General features: G+C 70.1%; 16 protein-coding genes. 6 read left to right on the forward strand and 10 right to left on the reverse strand.

Going from position 1 to position 18,874, the window contains the following annotated elements:
• Positions 1–5: 5 nt before the first annotated feature.
• Both ABGB01_RS35430 and ABGB01_RS35435 read right to left on the reverse strand, forming a co-directional pair.
• Complete coding sequence (locus ABGB01_RS35430; RefSeq protein ID WP_347777936.1) at positions 6–2,612, reverse strand: heparinase II/III family protein; 2,607 nt, start codon at positions 2,610–2,612, stop codon at positions 6–8.
• A gap of 252 nt (positions 2,613–2,864) precedes the next feature.
• A complete protein-coding gene (locus tag ABGB01_RS35435; protein ID WP_347777937.1) occupies positions 2,865–3,674 on the reverse strand; it encodes an SAM-dependent methyltransferase in 810 nt (269 codons plus the stop codon).
• Between the two features lie 356 nt (positions 3,675–4,030).
• Here ABGB01_RS35435 and ABGB01_RS35440 point away from each other — a divergent pair, with 356 nt between their 5' ends.
• Positions 4,031–4,609 (forward strand): NAD(P)H-dependent oxidoreductase, encoded by a 579-nt coding sequence (locus ABGB01_RS35440; RefSeq protein WP_347777938.1) that lies wholly within the window; start codon positions 4,031–4,033, stop codon positions 4,607–4,609.
• 22 nt (positions 4,610–4,631) lie between these two features.
• On the opposite strand, the gene ABGB01_RS35445 is transcribed toward ABGB01_RS35440, so the two are convergent.
• Complete coding sequence (locus tag ABGB01_RS35445; RefSeq protein ID WP_347777939.1) at positions 4,632–6,026, reverse strand: MFS transporter; 1,395 nt, start codon at positions 6,024–6,026, stop codon at positions 4,632–4,634.
• 86 nt (positions 6,027–6,112) lie between these two features.
• Here ABGB01_RS35445 and ABGB01_RS35450 point away from each other — a divergent pair, with 86 nt between their 5' ends.
• Together ABGB01_RS35450 and ABGB01_RS35455 are read left to right on the forward strand one after the other, a co-directional pair.
• Positions 6,113–6,787: a TetR family transcriptional regulator gene (locus ABGB01_RS35450; protein WP_347777940.1), complete on the forward strand. Its 675-nt coding sequence runs from the start codon at positions 6,113–6,115 to the stop codon at positions 6,785–6,787.
• 57 nt (positions 6,788–6,844) lie between these two features.
• Positions 6,845–7,663, forward strand: a complete 819-nt coding sequence (locus ABGB01_RS35455) for an alpha/beta hydrolase (protein ID WP_347777941.1) — start codon at positions 6,845–6,847, stop codon at positions 7,661–7,663.
• A 38-nt stretch (positions 7,664–7,701) separates the two neighbouring features.
• Here the strand turns inward: ABGB01_RS35455 and ABGB01_RS35460 are convergent, their stop codons facing one another.
• A complete protein-coding gene (locus ABGB01_RS35460; RefSeq protein WP_347777942.1) occupies positions 7,702–8,361 on the reverse strand; it encodes a response regulator transcription factor in 660 nt (219 codons plus the stop codon).
• Entirely contained in the window at positions 8,358–9,512 is a 1,155-nt protein-coding gene (locus ABGB01_RS35465) for a histidine kinase (protein ID WP_347777943.1), read from the reverse strand. The genes ABGB01_RS35460 and ABGB01_RS35465 overlap by 4 nt, the downstream gene beginning before the upstream one ends.
• 382 nt (positions 9,513–9,894) lie before the next feature.
• Here ABGB01_RS35465 and ABGB01_RS35470 point away from each other — a divergent pair, with 382 nt between their 5' ends.
• Entirely contained in the window at positions 9,895–10,788 is an 894-nt protein-coding gene (locus ABGB01_RS35470) for an alpha/beta hydrolase (protein WP_347777944.1), read from the forward strand.
• 32 nt (positions 10,789–10,820) lie between these two features.
• On the opposite strand, the gene ABGB01_RS35475 is transcribed toward ABGB01_RS35470, so the two are convergent.
• The 4 genes from ABGB01_RS35475 to ABGB01_RS35490 are packed head-to-tail and all read right to left on the reverse strand — an operon-like array spanning position 10,821 to position 15,564.
• Entirely contained in the window at positions 10,821–12,263 is a 1,443-nt protein-coding gene (locus tag ABGB01_RS35475; RefSeq protein WP_347777945.1) for a sulfatase-like hydrolase/transferase, read from the reverse strand.
• Between the two features lie 24 nt (positions 12,264–12,287).
• A complete protein-coding gene (locus tag ABGB01_RS35480) occupies positions 12,288–13,142 on the reverse strand; it encodes a carbohydrate ABC transporter permease (protein WP_347777946.1) in 855 nt (284 codons plus the stop codon).
• Entirely contained in the window at positions 13,139–14,071 is a 933-nt protein-coding gene (locus ABGB01_RS35485) for a sugar ABC transporter permease (RefSeq protein WP_347777947.1), read from the reverse strand. Before ABGB01_RS35485 ends, ABGB01_RS35480 begins: the two co-directional genes overlap by 4 nt.
• 5 nt (positions 14,072–14,076) lie before the next feature.
• Entirely contained in the window at positions 14,077–15,564 is a 1,488-nt protein-coding gene (locus ABGB01_RS35490) for an extracellular solute-binding protein (RefSeq protein ID WP_347777948.1), read from the reverse strand.
• 225 nt (positions 15,565–15,789) lie between these two features.
• Here ABGB01_RS35490 and ABGB01_RS35495 point away from each other — a divergent pair, with 225 nt between their 5' ends.
• Entirely contained in the window at positions 15,790–16,794 is a 1,005-nt protein-coding gene (locus ABGB01_RS35495; RefSeq protein WP_347777949.1) for a LacI family DNA-binding transcriptional regulator, read from the forward strand.
• 163 nt (positions 16,795–16,957) lie between these two features.
• Positions 16,958–18,220, forward strand: coding sequence for a hypothetical protein (locus ABGB01_RS35500; protein ID WP_347777950.1), 1,263 nt, complete (start codon positions 16,958–16,960; stop codon positions 18,218–18,220).
• A gap of 209 nt (positions 18,221–18,429) precedes the next feature.
• On the opposite strand, the gene ABGB01_RS35505 is transcribed toward ABGB01_RS35500, so the two are convergent.
• On the reverse strand, positions 18,430–18,873 hold the full coding sequence (locus ABGB01_RS35505) for a YbaB/EbfC family nucleoid-associated protein (RefSeq protein ID WP_347777951.1): 444 nt from the start codon (positions 18,871–18,873) through the stop codon (positions 18,430–18,432).
• Position 18,874: the final 1 nt, after the last annotated feature.

Here is an 18,874-nt window from a genome sequence, read left to right on the forward strand (position 1 = left end):
GATCCTCAACGTGCTGCGGCCGCGTAGATCAGCCGGCCGTTCCGGTGGAAGGGCACCGGCGTGCCGTTGAGCACGACCTCGGCGGCGTCCGGCGCGGCGATCGCGATGGCCTCTGCCGGATCGACGCTCGCCGCCAATCCGCTGCCGTCGATGCGTACGGTGCCGTCCGCGCCGACCTGCACGGCCAGGTCCTTCACCGGCTCGGGAGACGCGACCAGGATCGCGCCGTCACGTTCGATCGACGTGCCGTCGACCATCACGATCGACTGGCCGGCGGCGCCGGTCTGGGCGTAGAGCAGCTTCCCGTCGAAGGTGTACGACCCGAACGAGCGCGATGCCGGCGTCGTCCATGACTTGTAGTAGATCGCGTCGCCCCGCTCGCCGAGCCCCAGGCCGAGCGCGGTCGCCTGGTGCGTCGGGATGGAGCCGACCGGGATGCGCTCCACCGCCACGGAAGGGTCTGCCGCTCCCCGGGACGGCAGCAAAAGGGTGTCGAAGGTCGTCCTGCCCGCGGCCGTCTTGACATAGGACGCGTATTCGGCGTCCTCCACCCGGTACATGGCCGGGGCGTAGGAGCCGTCCCTCAACGAGGCGGAGAGCTTGCCCGGGTCGGCGGGCACGACGCTGATGTTCGCGCCGTCGCCGAAGGCCGTGGTCGCCGCCTTCTGCCCGGACCTGAGTGAGGGGTTCGCCTCCGAGGCGAAGTGCCAGTTCTGCTCGTAGTGGTGGGCCGCGCCGTCCGAGGGCTTCAACCGGTCGGAGACCACCCACAGGCCCGACGGCAGCGACAGGACCGACCGTTCGTGCAGCGCCCCCTTGGAGGCTTCGGTGTGCGCGCCGATCAGGTCGAAGGCAGAGTTGGAGATCCAGTGGGTGATCGCCCCGGCGGCCTTCGAGTTCTGCGCCTGGTTGTCGATCTCGATGGTGTTGTGCGCCTCCGTGCTCTTCCGCAGCCACTGCGCGCGCGGGTCCGAGCTGTAGTTGAACGTCCCCATGTCGGGCAGCAGCGGCCTGCCGTACGCGTAGGCGGTGATCGCCAGTTCGTCCGCATGGCTGTGGTTGCCCCGATCCGCATTGAGCCGCAGGTAGGAATCCTCGGGGGTCCAGCCGGACCTGGACACCGCCACGCGGGTGTCGGGATACAGCGACGAGGTGTGCGCGGGCTCCCGCCCGGAGGCGCCGGAGGTGCCGACATGGATCAGCTCCTCGTCGCCGAGCAGCTCTCCGAGCCTTCTGAGCGTCGAGCGCAGGTCCTTGGGCTCGCTGTCGCCGTACACAGGGCCGTGGCCGTTCGGGAAGGCCTGGTCCATGAGGAACCGGGCCAGCTTGCGGAGCTTGGCCTTGGTCGCGGTGCTGAACTCCATCCCGTGCTCCCGCATGAACAGGGCGATGTCCACGTACTGGGAGGCGTAGGCGCGGGCATAGCCGTCCGTCGCCTCCCAGTAGCCCCCGTCGGGGTAGGTGGAATCGTCGAGCTGCCCCTCAAGGAAGGCCACCGCGTTGGCGCGCCACTTCGGCGCCCTGAAGAACTCCGGGAAGTACACGGCGGTGTGCAGCAGTGCGACCTTCTGGGTCTGCTTCCAGTTGGGGGCGCCCTGCACGCTCTCCTCGAGGTGCACACCGGATCTGTTCAGTGCCTTGAGGATCTCGGTGTTGGCCTCGGGCGTCAGCGACGGGCTCGTGCGCAGGATCTCGTACGCCGCGATCCAGTTCTGCACGCGGCGCGCCACGGACAGGCTGTTCGGGTACGATCCCGCCCCCTCGTCGGGATCGTAGGCGTCGGCGTCCTTGACGAAGTCGGTCATCAGGTCGATGAGCGCCTTCGCGTGCTTCTCGTCACCGGTCTCCCGGTAGGCCACCGCCAGCGGCCCGGCGAAGAAGAAGCGGGGCAGCTGCACCAGATATTCCTTGTCGGCCCCCGCCGGCTGCTTCCAGTCGAAACCTCCCGGGTCGCCCTGCCAGGAGTAGGTGTACTGCACGGTGTTGGACCAGGTACGGGAGGTCTCGGTGAAGGTGTCGCCGTTGCCGTACAGCATGACGTCCTTCTTCGCGTCGGCCGAGCCGGTCAGCGACAGCTCGGCCTTCGTCACCTTGGGCAGGCCGGCGAGGTCGAACTGCAGGTACGCCTTCCGCGTCGCCGCGCTGAACGGGCCCTTGCCCTGGTCGCTGACCTGCATCAGGTACTTGTCGCCGTACGCGGTGCCGGGGTTGCCCGCCCAGATGTAGGTGTCGTGCGACGGGTGAAGGGTCTTCGCCGAGCCGTCGGCCAGCGTCAGGCGCAGCGTGGGCTTGCCCGACCCCTTCGACTTGCTGTTGAAACGCGCGACGACCGCGTCCTTGTACCGGCTCATCAGAAAGAATCCGGTCCTTCCGCCGGTGACGCTGCCCGTCACGTCGGCCGTGACCGTCGTCTCCTCAGGGCCTACCGTCAGCGTCGCGATGTAGATTTCGCCGGTGTCCAGCGTCCAGATGTGGTCGGGTGTCAGCTCCAGGGCGCCCGGCCAGGCGGTGTGCGAGAAGTTGCCCGCCGACGCGGCCGGACGCGCGCGGTAGTAGTCGAGCAACCTCCGCTTGGCCAGGGCGTAGTCGCCGGCCTTGACAGCGCTCTGCACGCTCTCAAGGCCCGCATGGGCGTAGGAGAACCGCGGCCCCACTTCCCAGGCGCCGTCGCTCCACCTGCCGACACTCCACATCCGAAAGGGAGTCCGCGGTGGCCTGCGGACCCAGCACGAGCAGCGGAGCGGCCAGAGCCAACGCGGCGAACGTCCTGGTCCAGGATCTGCTGAGAGACACGCCCGCAAGAGTAGGAGCGCCCGGTATAGCGGGAGTATGTCGGTGACCTGCGCCGGGCCCCTTCGTGGTGTCTACGCCTTGCGGACGACCCCGCACCACTGGTCGACCTCGACCGGCAGGCTGCCGTCCCACTCCGGCTCGGGACGCCACCGCGAGCAGGAGACCCAGCCCGGCTCCACCATCTCGTAGCCCGCGAAGAACTCGGCGATCCGCTCGGGGGTGCGCAGCTTCAACTTCGGCTGGGCGTCGATGTTCCACACGCGCACCGCCTCGGCCGTGGCCTCGCCGTTGACCGCTGTGGTGGTGTTGGCCACCGCCACGTAGCTCCCGGACGGCACCGCGGCCATCAGCTCGTCGATGATCCGCTGCAGCTCGTCGTCGTCGCTGATGAAGTGCATGATGCCCAGCAGCATGATCGCCACCGGCTGGGAGAAGTCCAGCGTCTTGGCCGCTTCGCGCAGGATGTAGGACGGGTCATGCGCGTCGGCGTCGATGTAGGAGGTGGCGCCCTCCTCCGAACTGGTCAACAGGGCTCGCGCGTGGACCAGCACCAGCGGATCGTTGTCGACGTACACGACCCGCGTCTCGGGAGCGATCTGCTGCGCGACCTCGTGCGTGTTGTCCTGGGTGGGCAGCCCGGTGCCGATGTCGAGGAACTGCCGGATGCCCGCCTCGGCGGTCAGGTAGCGCACGGCCCGCCCCAGGAACAGCCGGTCGGCCTGCGCGAGCTCGACCACCACCGGGAAGATCTTCTTGACCCGGTCACCGACCTCCCGATCGACGGGAAAATGATCCTTGCCGCCCAACCAGTAGTTCCAGATCCGTGCCGTGTGGGGCACGTGCGGCTGGAGTTTGTGTTCACTCAGGCTCTCGTCAGCCATGATCAATCCTTTTACGGGCCAGATTATGCCGAGTGCCCAGTCTAGGCGGACTTCGGATCTTCGTGCGGGTCTGCCCGGCCGCCACCATGGTGGAACGGACCCCCAAGCCCCGGGACGGAGGCCAGGCGGTGCCGTGCGCGAGGCACTGCGCCGGCTCGAACAGGACGACTGGTCCCACAGGACCGGCCGCGCCATGGCGTCCAACCTGTACGCCGTCGCCCAGGCTCTCGCCGCCATGCCCGTGCCGCCCCCGCCGGTTCCCAATTGCGGAGCGAAACGCTCCGGGATAGTGTGGCGCTCTATCGGAGCGATTCGCTCCGATAGACGCGGGTCTGGGCCGAAGGGAATGGCGACTCATGATCGATGTTGCGATCATCATTGGCAGCACACGTCCGGGGCGTAATGGGGAGGCGGTGGCCCGCTGGATCCACGATCTCGCCGCGGAACGCGACGACGCCCGGTTCGAACTCGTGGACCTCAAGGACTTCGGCCTGCCGCACCTGGATGAGGCGATGCCGCCCGCGATGGGCCGCCGCGACCTTCCCCACACCAGGAGGTGGGCCGACAAAATCGCCTCCTTCGATGCGTACGTGTTCGTCACGCCCGAGTACAACCACTCGATCTCCGGCGCGTTGAAGGACGCCATCGACTTCCTCTATGGCGAGTGGCACAACAAGGCGGCCGGATTCGTCGGTTACGGGAGCGTGGGCGGCACGCGGGCGGTGGAGCACCTGCGCCTGATCATGGGCGAGCTGAAGGTGGCGGGCGTGGGCGCTCAGGTCGCGCTGTTCCTGGGCAGCGACTTCGAGAACTTCGGCACGTTCAAGCCGGCGGCTCACCGGGTGCACGCCGCCACCGCCATGCTCGATGAGGTCGTCGCCTGGGGCGGCGCGCTGAAGGCGCTGCGCGACGGCACGATGGCGGCACGGACCTGACGGGCGGCGCCCCCGCGGACGGTCATCTCGTCCGGTCGAGCGGCTGGTCGGTCTCGTCGCGCGGGAGGCGGGCGAGCGTGACGACCAGCACGGCGACCACCATGGGGACGATGCCCGCCACCAGGAAGATCCACTGGTTTCCCCAGGCGGCCGCCGCCGGCCCGGCCAGGGCCATCGACAGGGGAGCCGTGCTGAGCGAGACGAAGAAGTCGAGGCTGGAGACCCGGCCGAGCATGGCGGGCGGCACCCGGCGTTGCAGGAGCGTCCCCCAGATGACCATTGCGGCGGAGGTCAGGGCGCCGTGGACGAACAGCGCGGCCATCATGATCCACAGCCGGTCGGTCGACCCGAGAGCGAGGAGCGGAAGGCAGCCCGCGGCCCAGGCCAGCAGCATGACCGACAGATAGCGGCGGGGGAGGGGCAGCGCGGACATCGCGAGCGAGCCGGCCACCCCGCCGACACCTCGGCAGGCGAGGGCGAGAGCGAACTCCTGCGGCCCGCCCATTCCCTGGTCGCGGACGACGAACGGCAGCAGGACCTGGACAGGCCCGTTGGTCACCAGGACGAACGTGACGGCGAACACGAGCGTCGCGATCAGCCACGGAGTCGAGAGAAGGTAGGCGAACCCGGCGCCGAGGTCGCCCACCGCCGACCGGACGTGACCACCTGCGCGCGCCAGGCGGAAGCGCGTCCCCGGCCCGGGTTCGGTGGCCGCGTGTGTATCGGGTTCGGTGGTCGTGCGCGTCTCCGGTCCGCGTACGGTCGTCGTGCGCGGCTCGAAACGGCGTATGCCGATCGCGCACGCCGCGGCGAGGAGATGCGCGCCGGCGATTCCCGCCAGGGCCATGCTCGGCGCGAAGAGGCTGATCAGCGCGCTGGCGGCGGCGGGCCCGACCGCGTGCATCAGCGTCGGTCTCAACATGCTCTCGATCCCGTTGGCCGCGAGCAGGTCGTCCTCGGCGACCGCGACGGGGACGAGCGCCGAGTAGGCGGGATAGAAGAATCCGTCCGCGATCCCGAGGACCGCGGCGACCGCGACGAGCTGTGCCGGAGTGAGCAGGCCCATGGAGCCGGTGACCGCGGCCGAGCCGATGGCCACCGCCTTGGCGATCTGGGCGATCAGGATGATGCGCCGCCGGGACGCTCGGTCGGCGACGACACCTCCCAGCAGGGCCGTACCGACCAGTCCGATGCCGCTCGCGGCGGCGATCAGGGAGAGCTCGGACGGGCCCGCCCCTATCGCGATCACCTGCCACGCCACCGTGACCGCCCACATGCCGCTGCCGGCCAGGCTCAGGGCGAGCGATGTCGAGAGGAGCCGGTAGTGACCCGTGCGGAACGGCCGGAGAGGCCGGGGCAGCCGGCCGCGCCGGGGCGCCGGCTCGCTGTCCTCGATGTCGGATGTGCTCGCTGCCATGGCGCCTCCTCAGTTGCGGAGTGATTCGCTCCGCAACGAACCATAAACGCGGAGCGGAGCACTCCGCAAATGGGTAGACTGCCGCCATGACACGTTCGCGTTCATGGCGCAGCGAGGAGGTCGCCAGAAACGACCGGGCGTTGCTGAGTGCGGCCCGCGAGGTGCTGGCGGCGGACGGCGCCCACGCGTCGGTGGCGGCGATCGCGGCCCGGGCGGGCGTCGGAGTGGGCTCGCTCTACCGGCGCTACCGAACGAAACAGGAGCTGTTCCAGCGGTTGTGCCTGATCGCCCTGCGGGAATACCTCGACGCGGCGAACGAGGGCCTGGCCATGGACGATCCGTGGGAGGGCCTGATCCACTACGCGATGGCGTCCATCCGGTCGGGCCCGGGTTCGCTGGCGCCGGTGGCCGGCACCTTCGACGTCACCGAAGAGATGACCGAGCTGGCGGAGCGGGGCGATCGCGCGGTGGCCGAGCTCGTCGCACGCGCCCACATGGCAGGGGTGCTCCGCGCCGAGGTGACCGCGGTCGACCTCGAACTGCTCATCGAACAACTCTCGAAGTCCCCCCTGCAGGAGCAGCTGCAGCGCCAGGGCCGGACCGAGCTGTACGACGCCGCGCTGAACGCGCGAGAGCGCATCATCACCATCGCGCTCGACGGCCTGCGGGCCGCACCAGCGGGGGTGTTGCCGGGCCAGGCCCCTGGTTACGAGCTGTTCACCATGAGGTGGGCGCCGCAGGAGGGCGGGGCTGCTGAGTGAGGGCGTCCCGCGTGCTCGGTGACCGTCGCGCCGAGGCGATTACTAGGGTGGGTGGGCATGAAGCTGACTGAGCGTTTCGACTGGCAGGGACGGCAGATCGCCTGGGGGCGGGCGGGATCCGGCCCCGCCGTGGTGTTCTGCCATGGCACACCGTTCTCATCGCTTGTGTGGCGGCCTTTCGCCGAGGCGCTGAGCCGCGACTTCACCGTTCACCTGTGGGACATGCCGGGCTACGGCCAGTCGTCGAAACATGCCGGGCATCCGGTCGACTTCGGCGTGCAGGCCGAGGCCTTCGCGGCCCTGCTCGGGCACTGGGGCCTCGACCGGCCACACGTGATCGCCCACGATTTCGGCGGCGCCGTCTCGCTGCGCGCCCACCTGAACGAGGGCGCTCGTTACGCCTCGCTCATGCTCGTCGACGTCGTCGCCATCCCGCCCGCCGGTTCGCCGTTCTTCACGTACGTCGGAGAGCACCCCGACCTGCTCGGCCAGCTGCCGGCCTACATCCACGAGGCCGTCGTGCGCGCCTACATCCAGGGGGCCAGCCACCGCGGCCTGCGCGAAGCCGATCTCGACCAGCTCGTCCAACCCTGGATCGGGCAGGACGGCCAGCCGGCCTTCTACCGGCAGATCGCCGGCTACGACGAACGTTTCCTCGAAGAGAACGAGCGCGAGCTGGGCCGCATCGACATCCCCGTACGCATCCTGTGGGGCGCCCAGGACACCTGGCTCTCCAGCGACATCGGCCACCGGCTGCAGGCCCTGATCCCCGGCGCCGACCTGGCGCTGATCGACGGCGCCGGCCACCTGATGCAGTACGACGCGCCCATCCCGCTGACGGACCAGATCCGCACCTGGCTGCCCCCGGGCGCCTGACCGGGCCACGCTAAGCCAGGCCGGAGTACGCACGCTCGTCAGGTCACCAGGCCCCTGCGGTAGGCGTACACCACCGCCTGCACGCGGTCGCGCAGGTCGAGCTTGGTGAGGATGCGCGACACGTACGTCTTGACGGTCTCCTGGCTGATCACCAGTGACGCGGCGATCTCACTGTTGGACAGGCCGTCGGCGATGAGGCGCAGGACTTCCAGCTCGCGCGGGGTCAGCGCGGGTTCGTCCGGTGTGCTCTCGGCGGGGCGGATCCGCGCCGCGTACCTGCCGACGAGTTGCCGGGTGACCTCGGGAGCCAGCAGCGCGGCTCCCGAGGCGACGGTGCGGATGCCGTGCAGCAGCTGCTGGGGTGGGGCGTCCTTGAGCAGGAACCCGCTGGCCCCGGCGCGCAGGGCCTTGTACACGTACTCGTCCAGGTTGAACGTCGTCACCACGAGCACCTTGACGGGCTGCGTCACCCCGGCGCCGGCCAACCGGCGGGTCGCCTCGATGCCGTCGAGCACCGGCATCCGCACGTCCATCACGACGATGTCGGGGTTCACCTGGCGGGTGAGCTCGATCGCGGCGCGGCCGTCCCCGCATTCGCCCACCACCTCGAGGTCGGGCTGCGCGTCGATGATCGTCGAGAACCCGGTGCGGATCAGCGCCTGGTCGTCGCAGACCAGGACCCTGACCGGCGCGGTCACGACGGGCTCCCGGCGGGGACGCGGGCCCGTACGAGGAAGCCGCCGTCCGGCCGCGGGCCCGCGCTGAACTCGCCGCCCAGGGCGTCGACGCGGTCACGGAGCCCGGCCAGGCCACGCCCGCTCCCGCCGGGGGAGCGGGTGGCTGTCCCGGAACCGTCGGTGCTGATCTCCACGCTGATCTCCTTTTCGGCATGGCGCACGCGGACCTCGGTGCGGCTGCCGTGGGCGTACTTGAGTGCGTTGGTCAGAGCTTCCTGCACGACCCTGTAGGCCACGAACTCGGCGCTGCCCGCCGACTCCGGCGGCCTGCCCTCTTCGGCGAAGTCGACCGGCTGCCCGGCCTGCCGGGTCTGCTCGATGAGGCCGTGGAGGTCGCCGGCGGACGGTGTCCTGCCGTCGGTGTCGTGGTCGGGGTTGAGCAGGTCGAGCAGGTGCCGCAGGTCGGCGATGGCCCGCCGGCCCGTGTCGGTGACGGCGCTCAGGGTCACGTCGAGGCGTTCGGGTGCGGCGGTCAGGTAGCGTGCGGCCTCGGCCTGCACGACCATCGCCGTCACGTGGTGGGTCACGACGTCGTGGAGCTCGCGGGCGATGCGGGTGCGTTCGGCGGCCCGGGTGGCCGCGGCGACGTGGCGGCGCCGTTCGGCCTCGGCGGCGCGGGCGGAACGCAGCCAGGACCCGATGCCCCAGGCGAGGGCCAGCACCACGTAGAGCAGCACGATGTCCGCCAGCGGCTCGCCCGAGCCGAGCTGGTCGAGCGCGACGATGAGCGGTACGAAAGCGACGGACAGGAGGATCGCGGTGGCGCGGCGGTGGCGCTCCAGATGGGCGCCCACGCTGACGAGCGCGATCGGCAGGGCGATGCCCGCCATCGCGTGGACGCCGAGGAGCTGGTCGAGGGAGAAGCCGAGCGACACCAGGACGATGCAGACGCCCGGCCACCGGCGGCGCACGGTGAGCGGGAGGCACTCCAGCGCGACCACCAGGACGGCCGGCGCGTCGTAGTCGCGGGTCGGCAGGACCCCGATCTGGGTTCCGTGGCCCTGGAACTCCGGCAGGAGCGAGCCGATGAGCAGCAGCAGCGCCAACGGAAAATCCCGGAGCGTGACGTCGTACCGCCGCCACAGGTCCGCGATCCGCCGGAGATGGATCATCGGGGAAGCCTAGCGCTCGTCTCGGCCCTGGCGCTGTGCCGCCGGATCGGGATGGGGCGGCGGTCGCAGGCGGCCACGGGCTGCTTCAACGGTCGCATGGCGACTCCTTCACGAGCTTGCGCGACCGGAGCGCCGCGGCTGTGCGCAGAACGCTAGAGATCCGGCGGCCTGGAGTCGTCCCCGCACGGTGGACACTCCCGAGTAGCTCGCACGGGGGACAGGCGGAACGGCCGCCTCGCCGCCGCGGGCTTGTCCCCCGTGCGAGCTACAGGCGAATGTCCACCGTGCGGGGACGCTGAGGGACCCCTCCGATCCGTAGCGTTACCGACGTAGCCGCGGCGCTCGAAGCCGCTTCCCCTACTCGCTCTCCCCGGAGGACGTCATGTTCGGTATCAAGGCATCCGTTGTCGCCGCCCTGTGCACCACCGCGCTCGGCGCGGGAGTCGTCACCTGCGGAGGCGCGATGGCGCAGGAATGGGACCCCTTCGCCGTCGTGGAGCGGCAGATCAAGGCCGACCTGATCTCCGGGACCAAGAAGATCAAGGTCGCCGGCAAGAGGGTCAACGTGTCCTGCTCGGGTGAGGCGGCCGACGGCAAGCCGGTCATCGTGCTGATGCACGGCGGCGGAGACGACCTGACCAAGATGGCCGCCCTGCAGAAGACGCTCAGCGCGAAGAACCGGGTCTGCTCCTACGACCGGCTGGGCGCCGGCGCCAGCGACAAGCCGCAGGGCCCGCAGAGCTTCGCGAGCACCGGCAGGATCCTCACCGGCGTGCTCGACCAGATCGCGGGGGACCGCCCGGTCGTGCTGGCCGGCCACTCGCTCGGCGGGCTCATCGCCGCCCGCTACGCCCCCGGCCACAAGGACCGCGTCAAGGGCCTGGTGCTCCTGGACGCCACCCCCTCCACCATGGGCGCCGACATCGCCCGGGTGATCCCCAAGTCGGCCAAGGGCCCGGCGGCCCAGGTGCGCGCCCAGCAACTCGCCATCTTCGCCGGCCAGAACCCCGAGAAGCTCGTCGTCGCCGACGGCAAGGTCCGTTCCGCCGGCAAGATCCCGGTTGAGGTGATCAAGCACGGCCAGCCTTACCTGGCCGCCATTCCCACGTACGGCAGGCGCCTGGAGAAGGCCTGGAGCGCCGGCCAGCGCAAGTGGCTCGCGATCTCCAGCAAGAGCAGGCTGAGCACGGCCGCCAAGAGCGGGCACTACATCTACACCGACCAGCCCGGCGTCGCCGTCAAGGCCATCGAGCGCGTCGCCGAGCGGGCCGCATGAGCCCGCAGGGGCGACCGCCCGCAGGCCGGCCGTCACCAGTGCGCCTCCCGCGGCTGGCTGCGGTCCTCGGTGGCCACCAGGACGTCGAGCAGGAGCTCCTGGAGTGCGGCCCGGGTCGTCGCATGGGCCGGGTCGTCCCACAGGTTGTCCAGCTCCGCCGGGTCGCTTTCCAGGTCGTACAGCTCGCCGGCGCGGGCGCGGGTCGTGGACGGCGGGCCGTGATAGACGACGACCTTCCAGCGGTCGTGCCTGAGCATCGTGGTGTGCACCGGCTCGTCGTACGGGTGGCCGCTGTTGCGGTATTCGCACAGGGCCCAGTCCCTGACCGGCGCGTCCCGCTCGCCCCGGGCCATCGGCAGGAGGTCGAGCCCCTGCCCGCGGGGGAGCGGCGGCGCTCCGGCGGCGGCGAGGAACGTCGGCGCCAGGTCGATCCACTGGACCAGCTCGGCCCGGCGCGCACCGGCGGGCAGCCCGGCCGGCCAGCGCATGACGAGCGGCACCCGGACGGCGCACTCGTACATCATCGGGCCCTTCAACATGAGCTGGTGGTCGCCGAGCATCTCGCCGTGGTCGCTGGTGAAGACGACCAGGGTGTCCTCGGCCAGGCCCTCCTCGTCGAGGGCGGCGAGGATCCTGCCGACCTCGTCGTCGACGAGGCTCACCATCGCGTAGTAGTTGACCCGGACGTCGTGCAGCTCGGACTCGGTGTATTCGGTGTAGCCGCGGGCGTGGCCGGCGTAGGAGCGGTGCGAGGCCTCGGTCAGCACGGGCGGCTTGCCGGCCAGTTCGTCGTCACGGGTGACCGGGCCGCGCAGGGCCTTGCCGCGGTAACGGTCGACGTACTCCTGCGGCGCGCCGAACGCGTGGTGCGGGTCGAAGAAGTTGGCCACGAAGAAGAACGGCTTGTCCGCGTCGCGTGAGCGCCGCAGGTAGTCGATGGTCTCGTCGCCGATCCACCGGCTGTAGTGGAACTCCGTCGGGAGCGTGTCGAAGCCGGTCCCTGATCCGGCCCGGGCGGCGGTCTCGTACAGGTCCGGCCGCACGGCCCGAAGCCACCGGTGGTAGGCGTTCTCGGACGACCCGGGGTAGGGGTCGTGCGCCCACCGGAACACGCGGAAACCGTCGTCCAGCCGCGGTTCGAGACGGCCGCCGAAGCACGCGCCGCCGATGTGGAACTTCCCGGCCAGGCCGCAGTCGTAGCCGTGGTCGGCCAGGGCGCGCGAGAACAGGCGCTCGTGCGCGGGCAGCCCGACGCCGTTCGCCCAGGCGCCGTGCGCGTGGACGTAGCGGCCCGACATCAGGCTGGCGCGGGACGGGCCACAGACCGGCGACTGCACGTAGCAGTTGTCGAACAGCACACCCTGCTCCGCCAGCCGGTCCAGGTTGGGCGTGTCGATCTCGTCGTTGCCGTAGGCGTTCATCGCGTCGAAGCGCTGCTGGTCGGTGCAGATGAGCAGGATGTTCGGTCGGTTCATGGCTCTCATTCGAGGGTGGGCGCGTCAGGACTTCACGGCCCCGGCGATGCCTTCGACGAAGTAACGCTGGAGCGCGAGGAAGACGAGGAGCAGCGGGATCAGCGAGATGGTGCCCGCGGCGGCCAGGCCGGACCAGTCGGTGGAGTTGGTGCCGCGGAAGGCGAGCATGCCCACCGAGAGCGTACGAAGGTCCGGGCGGCTGAAGGTGAACACCAGCGGCAGGAAGAAGTTGTTCCATGCCGCCAGGAACGTCATGACGCCCACCGTCGCGGTGACCGGTCCGGCCAGCGGCAGCATGACGCGGAAGAACGTGCGCAGGAAGCCGGCGCCGTCCATGATCGCCGCCTCTTCGAGCTCGCGTGGGACGCGGCTGAAGTAGCCGGCGTAGAGCAGGACGGCGGCGACGTGGCCGGTGCCCGCGAGGGCGAGGACGATGCCGGTGCGGGAGTTCAGCAGCCCCATGAGGTCGCTGAGCTCGACCACCGGGATGATGGTCAGCCCGTGCGGCGCGAACAGCGTCGCGACCAGCACGGCGACGACCGCCCGCTTGCCGATGAAGGTCCTGCGGGCGATGACGTAGCCGGCCAGGGCGCAGCGCAGCACGACCAGCGCGACCGTCCCCAGGGTGATGACCACGCTGTTCACGGTGTAGAGCCCGAAGTCGGCGTCCCGCCAGGCACGTACGTAGTTCTCGAAGTGGAACGCGTCGGGGATCAGGCCGAGCCCGCCGGAGAAGACGCCCAGCGAGTCCTTCAGGGAGGCGGAGACGATCCAGAGCAGCGGATAGATCCACACCACGCAGATGACGGCGAGCAGGATCACCTGTGCCCAGATCCCGAGACGGCGGCGGGTGGCCCGGCGGCCACGGGGGGCGCTCACTGGCTGCTCCTCACGCGGTTGGCGTAGCGGATGCCGGCGGCCTGGAGCGCGGCGAAGGCGAGCGTGACGAGCCCGAACAGCACGCCGAGCGCCGCCCCGTAGCCGAGCCGGGGCGTGGAGGTGGCGAAGGCCTGCTGGTAGATGTAGACCTCCGTGGCGAGGGTGGAGAAGAACGGCCCGCCGTTGGTCATCGTCAGCACCAGGTCGAAGATCTGCATGGTCTCGATGGCAGTGAGAAGAAGGATGATGATGAGGAAGGGCCTGAGCAGCGGAAGCGTCACGTGGCGCAGCGCCGCCCAGCTCCCTGCCCCGTCCGTCCTGGCGGCCTCATAGACCGTGGTGGGGATCGTCTGGAGCGCGGCGAGCCAGTAGACGAGCGTGATGCCGAACCACTTCCACATGTGGACGCCCATCACCGTCCACAGGGAGGACGCGGGGTCGCCGAGGAAGTCGACCGGCTGGTCGACGATCCCGAGGTCGAGCAGCAGCTGGTTCACCGGGCCGCCGGCGGGGTCGAAGATGAACCCCATCACCACCCCGATGATCGCCGTCGTCGTCACCGCGGGCACGAACAGGGCCGTCCTGAACAGTTTGGCGAGCGGCAGCCTCGGATTGTTGAGGACGAGCGCGATCAGCAGGCTCAGCCCGACCCGCAGCGGCACGGTCACCGCGATGATCGTCAGCGTGATGCCGAGCGACTTCCAGAACAGCGGGTCGCCGAACGCCTCACGGTAGTTGTCCAGGCCGACGAACGGCCGCTCGGCGCCCAGCCCGTTCCAGTCGAGCATCGAGTAGTACAGGCTGGAGATGATCGGCCAGACCGTGTACGCGCCGAACAACAGCAGGGTGGGCAGCAGGAAGGCGTAGGCCCACCGCTCCGACCAGATCCTGGCGGCGAGCCCCCGGCGGGCCGGGGCCTGTCGTGTCACGCTGCTCATGACGTCCGGTACATCTCCGCCGTGTAGTCCTCGCCCGGCCGCCAGTTCGGGAACTTCCAGTCGTCCAGGCTCACCTTCACGCCCTTCTTGGAGACGACCTGCGTGGCGCGCTCCCGCTCGGCGGCGAGCTTGCCGGTGTGTTCACGCAGGGTCTTGCGAATGTCGGTGAGCTCGCCGCTGAGGATGCCCTGGGTGATCTCGCCGAGCGTGGGCCGCGGCTCCTTCATCTCGGTCAGCACCTGCGCGACGGCGGGGTTGCGGACGATGGGGCTGGGCGCGAGCCGTACGGCCTGGCCGAACAGCTCGACCGCCCGCTTGTACGTGGGGTGCACGTCCGCTGTCGCGACGGCCTCCAGGTCGAGGGGCACCTGGTCCATGTACGTGGCGAGCGCCTTGTAGAACTCGGGGCCGGTGAAGCGGGCGAGCAGCTCGGAGGCCGCCTCCACGCGCTCGGACTGGCTGGACACGAACAGCTGGCCAGGGGCGGGAGCCCCGTAGAGGACCGGCCTGCCGCTCGGCGACGGGACGGGGCCGACGCCGACCTTGCCGAGGAACTGCTGGAACTGCCCGTTGACGACGCCGATGTTCCATGACCCGTCGAAGAACATGCCCGCCACCCCGGTCGCCCACCTCGCCCGGGCGGTTCTGGCGTCCAGCGAGGTCGACGCGGGGAACACGAGCTTGTCGCGGACCAGGGACAGCAGGAATTCCAGCGTCTGGACGAACGGGTCGCCCGCGTAGGCGTAGTCGCCGGTCCGCGGGTCCACCAGGCCCATCTCGTTCGCCCCCGGGGTCATGGCGAGCGGGGCGCCGGCGGACATCGCCAGCTCGATCACGTGGCTCTGCAGCCGTTCGTGGAACTGCAGGCCCTGGATCCAGCCGTAGGCCTGCCCGCCGCCGTCCTTGGTGATCCGCGCGGCGAGGGAGCGGAACTCGTCCCAGGTCGCCGGGCCGTTGTCGGGGTCGCCGCCGGCCTTCTCGACCAGCTCGCGGTTGAACCAGTTGAGCGTGGCGTACTGCCGGGCGGTGAAGAAGGGGAAGGTGTAGAGCTTGCCGTCGAAGACGTGCAGCCCTTCGAGCAGGGTGTCGGCGGGGAACTTGGCGCGGATCGTGTCCTGTCCCGCCAGCGGCGCGAACCAGCCGCTCGCGACGAGGGACGCCTCGGACGATCCGAGGCCGGCGATCGTGTGCACGTCGGCGATCTGGTCGCTCTTGAACGCCAGTTGCAGCGCCTGGCCCATCTCGTTCGGGTTGTACACCTCGTGCTCCACCCGGACGCCCGGGTTGGCCTTGCCGTACTCGGCGAAGATGCGCTCGTTCAGCGGTTTCAGCGGCTGGAAGTGATCCCACCAGCGCAGTACGCCGCCTCCGGCCGCCGGGGCGGCCTCCTGCTCCGAGCTGCGGGTGCACCCGGCGACGCCGAAGGCGCCCGCGAGAGCGGCACCGGACAGCCCGAGGAATCGCCGACGGCCGAACGTCGTCATGGAGGTCCTCTCCTTCCCGCCGGGACCGATGCGGGAGCGATGAACAAGCGGGGCAAGCGCGTTCACATCTTTAGGCGAACGTTCGCCTATGCTGTGTCACCCCGCCTGCCTCCGTCAACCCCCCATCACCAGCCGTCCAGACCTGGCGATGTGGCAGAATTGCGCTGTCCGGCAGTGGTGCCGCACCGCCACATGCGAACGTTCGCCTTCCGGAGGTGACCCCTCGTGGCCTCGCTCAGGGACGTCGCCGCGCGTGCCAACGTGAGCTTCCAGACGGTGAGCAAGGTGCTCAACGGCAAGGGCGCCGTCGCCCCCGCCACCCGGCAACGCATCATCGAGGCCGCCGAGGAGATCGGCTACGTCCCCAACGCGCTGGCCCGCAGCCTGCAGTCACGCAGCTCCCTGACCCTTGGCGTGATCACCGTCGACTTCAGCAACGCGACCCCGGCGCTGTCCCTCGTCGGCGTCGAGCGCGAAGCACGCAAGCACGGCCTCAGCGTGATCCTCAGCAGTCTCGAGCCGGACGGCTCCGACTGCGTGCGCTACCTGCGCGTGCTGATGGAGCGCCGGGTCGACGGCATCATCATGAACGCGCCGGCCACCGAGGAGGACGAGGAGGTCGGGCGGCTGTTGCGCGCCGGGCCGCCCGCCGTCAGCCTGCACGACATCGCCGGCGGCGGCGTCCCGACCGTCACCCCCGAGCCCGCGGGCACCGCGGCGCTCCCGATCCGCCACCTGCTCTCGCTCGGCCACCGCCGGATCGCCATGGTGACCGGCCTCCAGCAGCGGCACAGTGCGCGGCAGCGCACCGCCGTCTACCGCGAGGTGCTGGCCGAGCACGGCCTGCCCTACGACCCCCTCCTCGTCGAGGACGGCGCGTGGGAGGTCGAGGGCGGTTACGCCGCCACCCACCGGCTGCTCGACCGGGCCCGCGGCATCACCGCGATCTACGTCCAGAACGACCTCATGGCGGTCGGCGTGCTCAACGCTCTGCACGAGCGCGGGCTCTCCGTCCCCGACGACTGCTCGGTCGTCGGCTGTGACGACCATCCGGTCGCCGCCAGGACCATCCCGCCGCTGACGACCGTCCACATGCCGTTCTCCGACGCGGGGGCGGCCGCCGTCCGGCTGCTCCTCGAACGCATCGCGTCCACGTCGCCGGCGGACGTGGTCCTGCCCGTGTCCATGGTCTACCGCGCGTCCACCGCCACCGCACCCGCCGGAGCATGAAGCACTGATTCCAGCGGAAACCGCCCGTTTCGGCCAAGCCGCGATCCGTAACCCCTCGGTCCCCCTTCACAGCCGCCGCTAGGTAGAGGGAAAGAGACTCCTTGTGAAATTTCAGTACATAAAGGCATGATCGAAGTGCGTGCTGACTTGTAGGGAGATTGTCGTGATTCTTGGTGACATCAGCGAGCTGTTGCAGGTCATGATGAGGGCGTGGCAGTCGGTAGGCGACGAGCGGGACATCCGCCGGCTCGAAACGATGGCCGAGGCGGTGGACAGGACCAGGGCAGACCTGCGGAAGGTGTACGAACGGCTGCCCCCGAAGGCCGACGCGCGCCGCTGGATCGGTACGGCTGCCGATCACGTCAAGGACATGGAGTTCCGGCATCTGAACCGCCAGGAGCTCGCCAGAGCGGTCGCGAATCTCGAGAACGGATCGCTCGCACTTCGTGAGGCGGCCAAGGCGTCCGCCGCGTCCAGGCAGGCCATGATCGACATTCGCCAGATGTTGTGGACGAACCTCAAGATCTCCGCCGCCATCTCCGCCGGCATGGGCGCGCTGGGCCTCTGGGCGCGCTGGGCGATGGTCGCGCGCGCGTCGGGAACCGCAGCGGCGGCCACCAGCGCGGTCGTCGGCAGGCACCTGCTCGCGCTCCGCGGCGTCGGCAGCGCGCTCGGCCAGATCGGCCGGGTCATGGAGCAACTGCGCCGGATGCGCGGGCTCTCGCGTTTCGGGAACGCCGTGACCGCGATGGGCCGGAGCCCGATCATCCGCGGGGTGCTCCCGAAGGGTTTCGCTCCGTCGCCGAACACGACGCTCGCCGGCTCGTTCTTCCGCCCCGCGTGGTCCTCGATGGCGAACTACTGGGGCATGGGCGCCTTGTCCATGGCCGGAGGCTGGGTGGCGAACGGCTTCGGCAATCTGACCAACGGCCAGGGTTTCGTGACCCAATGGGGCGGCTCGTACGTCGCGCTCGCCAAGTCAGGGCAGATGGTGTCCGGGCTGTCGGCGGCCACCCGGCTGGGCGCGGTCACCAGGTGGATCGGCAAGACCCCCAAGAACAGCGTGATCATGGACGCGGGCATGGGCGTCATCGCGACGGCGAGCCCGCAGTTTGTGATCGATCTCAGCCAGGGCAAGCCGCTGGGCGAGGCGCTGCGGAACGCGGCGATCTTCTCCTCGGTCGGCGGCGTCTACAACACCGGCGCGGGCGCTGCGCTGCGCAAGCTCATCCCCGGTGGGAGCAATCCGGGGCTCACACTGGCCCTCGGATCGTTCGGCTCCATCGCGTCCGGCGCGGCGCTGCGTGCCATGGTGCCGCTCGACAGCCGCCCGGTGCCGGACTACTCCATGAAACCGTCGGTGTACGACACCACGTACCGCGCCCCGCGGCACCCCGGCGTGCAGGACCCATCCGTTCCCGAGTAGGTCACCCAACGGCCGTCCGAGACCCTGTCGGCAGCGCGGCGCGCGTGTACGGCGACGCCGGCGGGGTGGCGGACCATCCGCGACGTCAACCGAGACACTCTCGTCTCCGGATGGCGGTTGACCGCACCCGACCCGACAACTGAGACGATGGGTGCGGCCAGGACGCCGGAGACCGCCGGCCACGGGAAGCCGGCGGTCGGCCCCGGCACCTAGTCGAGATCGTTCTCGATACGCCGGATGACCTCGTTCAGCTTGGCCTCGCTCTCGTCCATGGCGCGGCTGTGGGCGTCGACGATCCCGTCGAACCCCCGGCGAGAGCGCCCGTCGAAGGCGTCAAGCGATGGTTCTGCCCCGTCGAGCACGCCGGACATGAGCCGTTCCCGTTGCGCGTCGCCGTCGTCCTGCGCCCGGCGTACGGCCACCATCAGCTCATCAGCGAGCTCACCGCTGCCCCGCTTCATGACGCGAGGGTCGAGACGGATGCTCAGCATCCGCCCGGACACGTCGGTGGTGACCCGCACGTGCCCGCCGGCGCTCACCCCCTCGCCGACGATCGCGTCGAGTTCCGCCTTGGCGTCCTCGACCCGGCGTGCCGCCCGCTCCATGGCGTACGTGGCGTTGTCCAGTTCCTCGAACGTGAACTCATGTCCCATC

Source organism: Nonomuraea sp. B5E05 (assembly GCF_039880665.1).
Classification (GTDB): domain Bacteria; phylum Actinomycetota; class Actinomycetes; order Streptosporangiales; family Streptosporangiaceae; genus Nonomuraea.

Excerpts from the sequence above, each read along its gene's own strand:
- ABGB01_RS35435 (WP_347777937.1), bottom strand. The coding sequence starts at position 3,674 with ATGGCTGACGAGAGCCTGAGTGAACACAAACTCCAGCCGCACGTGCCC.
- ABGB01_RS35440 (WP_347777938.1), top strand. The coding sequence starts at position 4,031 with ATGATCGATGTTGCGATCATCATTGGCAGCACACGTCCGGGGCGTAAT.
- ABGB01_RS35445 (WP_347777939.1), bottom strand. The coding sequence starts at position 6,026 with ATGGCAGCGAGCACATCCGACATCGAGGACAGCGAGCCGGCGCCCCGG.
- ABGB01_RS35450 (WP_347777940.1), top strand. The coding sequence starts at position 6,113 with ATGACACGTTCGCGTTCATGGCGCAGCGAGGAGGTCGCCAGAAACGAC.
- ABGB01_RS35455 (WP_347777941.1), top strand. The coding sequence starts at position 6,845 with ATGAAGCTGACTGAGCGTTTCGACTGGCAGGGACGGCAGATCGCCTGG.
- ABGB01_RS35465 (WP_347777943.1), bottom strand. The coding sequence starts at position 9,512 with ATGATCCATCTCCGGCGGATCGCGGACCTGTGGCGGCGGTACGACGTC.
- ABGB01_RS35470 (WP_347777944.1), top strand. The coding sequence starts at position 9,895 with ATGTTCGGTATCAAGGCATCCGTTGTCGCCGCCCTGTGCACCACCGCG.
- ABGB01_RS35475 (WP_347777945.1), bottom strand. The coding sequence starts at position 12,263 with ATGAACCGACCGAACATCCTGCTCATCTGCACCGACCAGCAGCGCTTC.
- ABGB01_RS35490 (WP_347777948.1), bottom strand. The coding sequence starts at position 15,564 with ATGACGACGTTCGGCCGTCGGCGATTCCTCGGGCTGTCCGGTGCCGCT.
- ABGB01_RS35505 (WP_347777951.1), bottom strand. The coding sequence starts at position 18,873 with ATGGGACATGAGTTCACGTTCGAGGAACTGGACAACGCCACGTACGCC.